4 protein-coding genes are annotated in these 3,912 nt (G+C 52.4%); 2 read left to right on the top strand and 2 right to left on the bottom strand.

Annotation, left to right across the window (positions count from 1 at the left end):
- Positions 1–50: 50 nt before the first annotated feature.
- A complete protein-coding gene (locus BDE01S_RS08960) occupies positions 51–494 on the top strand; it encodes a DUF4149 domain-containing protein (protein ID WP_082790455.1) in 444 nt (147 codons plus the stop codon).
- Between the two features lie 1,009 nt (positions 495–1,503).
- Here BDE01S_RS08960 and BDE01S_RS08950 read toward each other — a convergent pair.
- The gene (locus BDE01S_RS08950; RefSeq protein ID WP_066080439.1) at positions 1,504–1,770 is read right to left on the bottom strand and encodes a GNAT family N-acetyltransferase; all 267 of its coding nucleotides are present in this window, start codon (positions 1,768–1,770) and stop codon (positions 1,504–1,506) included.
- A gap of 301 nt (positions 1,771–2,071) precedes the next feature.
- Between BDE01S_RS08950 and BDE01S_RS08945 the strand changes: the two genes are divergently transcribed.
- Positions 2,072–2,272, top strand: a complete 201-nt coding sequence (locus tag BDE01S_RS08945; protein WP_066080436.1) for a (2Fe-2S)-binding protein — start codon at positions 2,072–2,074, stop codon at positions 2,270–2,272.
- Between the two features lie 559 nt (positions 2,273–2,831).
- Here BDE01S_RS08945 and rfbD read toward each other — a convergent pair.
- The gene (gene rfbD / locus BDE01S_RS08940) at positions 2,832–3,692 is read right to left on the bottom strand and encodes a dTDP-4-dehydrorhamnose reductase (protein ID WP_066080435.1); all 861 of its coding nucleotides are present in this window, start codon (positions 3,690–3,692) and stop codon (positions 2,832–2,834) included.
- Positions 3,693–3,912 lie beyond the last annotated feature (220 nt).

Here is a 3,912-nt window from a genome sequence, read left to right as displayed (position 1 = left end):
TAATTTTCCGCATTGGCGGCGCAGGCAATACTCGGAACAGGAAGACAAATATGCAGATAAAGAGAATGGCGGCGGTGCTGGCCGCCGTATGGCTGGGTATGCAGCTCGCGTTCGGCTATGTGGCCGCGCCGGTGCTGTTTAAAACGCTGCCCAAGCTGCAGGCCGGCGCGATTGCGGGCGAACTGTTTGCCTTTGTGTCTTACGCGGGGCTGGCGGTTTGGCTGCTGGTGTTGGCGGTGCAGAAATCGACGGCACGCGGCCGGACGATGCCCGCATTTAAATCCGCCGCCGCCGTATGGCTGCTGCTGGCGGTGAACCAATTTCTGATTACACCGGTGATTGAAGCGCATAAAACGCAGACGGCCAACTGGCTGCTGTCGCTGGCCGGCGGCTCGTTCGGCGTATGGCACGGCATTTCCAGCCTGATTTTTATGCTGTGCGCGCTGCTGGCCGCTTTCGCCGTATGGCGCTTGTCGGATTGGTATGGTGATTAAAACACAAGCCGTCTGAATATTCAGACGGCTTGTGTTTTGCGTATATCGGTTTGGGGAGTGTGAAAATATTGCTTGTTTGCGCTTTAATCATGGTATGATTTTTTTGAGGACACTAGAAAAGCGGTGATAATCTCGATACCGCAGCCTACCCGTAAGGGTGACCGAGAGCGTGTGCAAGTGAGTTCGAGCCTTGCCTAGTGTCTGCCTTAATACGTTCTCTTTGGCCGGCAGCAGCCGGCCAAATTCTTTTTCTTTGCCGTTACGCAGCAGCAGGTGTTTGATTTGGTTTGTGCTGATAAAAATATTGTCTATATAGTCTGCTATCATGGTATGATTTCAATGAGGCCGTTAAAAAAGCGGTGATAATCTCCCGACCGCAGCCTACCGGAAACGGTGCTTGAGAGCGTGTGCCAGTGTGGGGAGCCTGGCTTAACGGCCTTACTTTACAACAGGTATCCGATTGGGTTTGGGCTGCGAAAATATTGGTGGTCTAAATTTCATTATGGTATGATGACCCATCGTGACAGCTGCCGGAAAAGCGGTGAATCTGCCTACCGCAGCCTACCCGAAAGGGTGACCGAGAGCGTGTGCAGGGGAGCGGCAGTCCTGCCCAGCGGCTTTCACGATTTCTTTCTGCTCCGGCAAAATTATTGATTTCATCTTAGCTTATCTTGCGAAACGGTTGTAAAACCATTTGTTTTTGTTGAGGCAGATATTCGATTATCGCCATCTCAGTATCTTTGCTGTCTATTTGTTTGTCAATCATGGTATTATCTTACTGAAGGAAACTAGAAAAGCGATGAATCTCCCAGATCGCAGGCGGGGCGAAAGCCCTTCGATCGTGTGCAGGTGTGGGGAGCCCTGCCCGGTTTCCTTTTCTTCAGTCAGATAAAGACAGGCATTGCCTGTATATAAAGAAATATCCAAAGCCGTTTGAAAACAGCGTTTTTCAGACGGCTTTTTTGCATCAATTCCAATCGGCCGGTTACGAAAAATCCAGCAGAAGGTATCAGCTTTTCAGACGGCCTGCGCGTGCCAAAACGCTGCGGGCGTAGTCGCAGTCGGCGCGGATGTCCAAGCCTTGTGCGTCTGCTTCGGCCAAAGCGGCCTCAACCAGTTTCCGTGCCAGTCCTTGCCCCTGATAGGCGGGATTGACTTCGGTATGCACGATATTCATCACATTGTCGGCCAGGCGGTAATCCAGCCGGCCGGCTTCTTTGTTGTGGTCGGTCAGGATAAAGGCGGAGATTTCGGGTTGGTGTCGGAGGGTGGGCATGATTTGCTCCGAAAGTGGTGCTGAACAGGCGGTCAGTATAGGGCTTGCGGCTGCGCGGGGCAAGGGGCGGCAGGTAGGGTATATGGCTTGGCGGTTGCAGTATGGGCGGGCGCGGCTGGGCGTGGTTTTGATAATGGTTGATAGATTTAATCGGAAATAAAATCGGAATAGAAAAAACTCAATAAAAATCAGCAGACAGGCGCTTGCAATGCAAACTGTTTTTATTTATATTTGGATAAAAGAATGTAAGTCACTCTCATTTGTCTTTGGGTAAGAGAAGCAAGAGATATTGGAGCACATCATGTTTGTATGCATCTGTAACGCCGTAACCGACCGCGACATCAAAGAAAGCATCGCTGCGGGTGCTTCCACTATGAACGATCTGCAAAACCAGCTGGGTGTGGCTACCTGCTGCGGCTGCTGCAGCGAGCTGGCCTCTTCATTTTTGAGCGCCAACCAGATGCAGGCTTCGGTGACTGCGGGCATTACCGTACAGCATTAATCGGGCTTGCCTGCCGCGAATGGTCTGCCTCAGGTGCGGATTGGGCTTTTATGGCTGTAACTCGGGCATGGATTACCTGTGTAATATTTGATTGTTTGAAAGATTAAAAATCAAAAAGCCGTCTGAAAATCCTTGATTTTCAGACGGCTTTTTGATTTGTCGGATAAGGAAATGCCCCTGAGCGGGGCACGGTATCAGCGTTTATCTTGCGCCGGTGCAGCGGTTTTGCCGCTGAAGGTTGCGCGTTTGGCGGCCTGGAAAATGGCCAGTCGTCTGCGGTGTTGCATCGGATTTCCTTTCTCTTCTTATTGTGTATGGATGGCGGCATTGCTTTTTTAAATAGTGTTTCCGCCGTTTATTGTGAGATGTTATGCAGCATATCATACGGGTTTTGGCGGCGGATGAAAAGGGTGCGAAGGTAAATTGCTGTTGTCTTGTGTAATTGGGTGGCGTTGCCGGGCGGTTTTATATCATGCGGCAAACATAAACGGCAAAATACGCAGGCGTCTGCATGATTTTCAGACGGCCTGCGTATTTTTTCGGGCATCAAGCGGGCAAATCAGTCCAGCTTGCCGAGGATTTCGCTCAGGGCTTTGCGCCAGTCGGATGCTTTAACACCAGATTCGGCTTCGATGCGGCGGCAGTCCAATACGCTGTAAGCGGGGCGGGGTGTCGGCATCGGGTATTCGCTGCTGGCGATGGCTTTCAGCTCGGGAGCTTTGAAGCCGTCGATTTGGGCGGCAGCGGTTTGGAAGATGGCTTGGGTGAATTCAAACCAGCTGACCGATTTGTTGCCGCCGTAGTGGAAAATGCCGCGTGCCGAAGCGCGTTGCAGCAGGGCGATGACGGCATCGGCCAGGTCGCCGGCGTAAGTGGGGCAGCCGTATTGGTCGGCAACAACGGAAAGGCTGTCGCGCTCGCCCGCCAGGCGCATCATGGTTTTGACGAAGTTGTTGCCGTATTCGCTAAACAGCCAGGCGGTGCGGACGATGATGCTCTCGGGGTTGGCATCCAGCGCCAGCAGCTCGCCGGCCAGCTTGGATTTGCCGTAGATGCTTTGCGGGTTGGGGCAGTCGCTTTCGCGGTAAGGCACTTTGGCGCTGCCGTCGAACACATAATCGGTGGAAACGTGCACAAAACGTGCGTGCACTTCGCGGGCGGCGGCGGCCAGATTGCGTACTGCGGCGGCGTTGACGGCGAATGCGGCATCGCTTTCGGTTTCGGCTTTATCCACGGCGGTAAAGGCGGCGGCATTGACGATGGCGTCCGGCTGGAAATTGTGCACCATCTGCTTGACGGCATCGGGGTCGCTGATGTCCAAAGAAGCGGAATCCGTGGCAATCAGTTCCCAGCTTTCGGGCAGGCGGTCGCGGAAACAACGGGCAAGTTGGCCTTTTGAGCCGGTTAATAGAATGCGCATTCTGACTTCTCCTGAAAATTGCGTTAAGGAATGTTTCTCGGATTTATTATAGTGCAAATTATGCCTGTCTGAAGCGGTTTTGCGATTGTTTTTTCTGAACGGTGCGGTTTTTACGCTATTATAGTCGGAGAAATGAAATTCTGATACAAGGCGGCGCGCCGCAGACAGTACAAGTATAGTCATTTAAAATAAGAATGGTACGGCGTTGCTTTGCCCGGCT

It is taken from the genome of Bergeriella denitrificans NBRC 102155 (genome assembly GCF_001592185.1).
GTDB lineage: Bacteria > Pseudomonadota > Gammaproteobacteria > Burkholderiales > Neisseriaceae > Neisseria > Neisseria denitrificans.
The sequence above is the reverse complement of the archived record's forward strand: the minus strand, read 5'-3'. Positions and strand labels throughout refer to the sequence as shown.